Raw genomic sequence first — 1100 nt, 5'->3', positions numbered from 1 at the left:
GTCCCACCCCGCTTCGATACGACCTCCGCGCGGGCAGCCCCGACGTGGCCGCCTTCCCGGTGACCGCCTGGTTGCGGGCGACCCGGCGGGCGCTCACGGTCGCCACCGCGGACGCCTACGGCTACGGCGACCCGCGCGGCCGACCCGAGCTGCGCACCGCCCTCGCCGGTTACCTCGGTCGGGCCCGGGGCGTCCTCGCCGCTCCCGAGCGGATCGTGATCACCACCGGGTACGTCCAGGCGCTCGTCCTGCTCACCACCGTGCTCCGCGAGGCCGGCACGCCGACGCTCGCGATGGAGGACCCGGGCCTCGCCTTCCACCGCGAGGTGGTCGGCCGGCACGGCGGGACGGTGCTGCCGCTGCCGGTGGACGACCGCGGCGCCCGGACCGACCTGCTCGGCGTGGGCGTGCTCGCCGACGTCGCCGCCGCGGTGGTGACGCCGGCGCACCAGTTTCCCGTCGGGGTGACCCTGCACCCGACCCGGCGGCACGCGCTGACCGACTGGGCGCGGGCCGGCAACGGCCTGATCGTCGAGGACGACTACGACGGCGAGTTCCGCTACGACCGGCAGCCGGTGGGCGCGGTCCAGGGCACCGCTCCCGAGCAGGTCGCCTACGTCGGGACCGCGGCCAAGACGCTCGGCCCGGCGCTGCGACTGGCCTGGCTGGTGCTGCCGGCCCGGCTGGTCGAACCGGTGGTGGAGGCGAAGCGCCACCTGGACCTGCACTCGGAGACCATCGGGCAGCTCGCCCTCGCCGACCTGATCACCTCCCACGGCTACGACCGGCAGATCCGCACGGTCCGCCGCCGCTACCGGCAGCGCCGGGACCTGCTGATGGAGCGGTTGGCGCCGGCCGGGCGGCGGTTCACGCTGGGCGGCATCTCGGCCGGCCTGCATGCCACCGTCCACCTGCCGGCAGAGGGCCCGACGGAGGCGGAGATCCTGGCCGCGGCCGCCGCCCGGGGCCTGGCGCTGGGCGGGCTGGGCGGTCACTGGCACCGGCCGGAGGGCCAACCACCGGGCCTGGTCGTCGGGTACGGCCGGCCACCGTCGCACGCGTACCCGGCCGCGCTGGACATCCTGGCCCGGGTGCTGCGT

Annotated in this window: 1 protein-coding gene; it reads left to right on the top strand. The window is 76.8% G+C overall.

Translation table 11 applies throughout. The features are described 5' to 3' along the window. Positions 1 to 1100 (top strand): aminotransferase-like domain-containing protein (locus DKL51_RS18055; protein WP_148097813.1); only part of this gene is annotated, 1100 nt, incomplete at both ends.

Origin of the sequence: Micromonospora globispora (assembly GCF_003857015.1) — a bacterium.
GTDB classification, from domain to species: domain Bacteria; phylum Actinomycetota; class Actinomycetes; order Mycobacteriales; family Micromonosporaceae; genus Micromonospora; species Micromonospora globispora.
The sequence above is the reverse complement of the archived record's forward strand: the minus strand, read 5'-3'. Positions and strand labels throughout refer to the sequence as shown.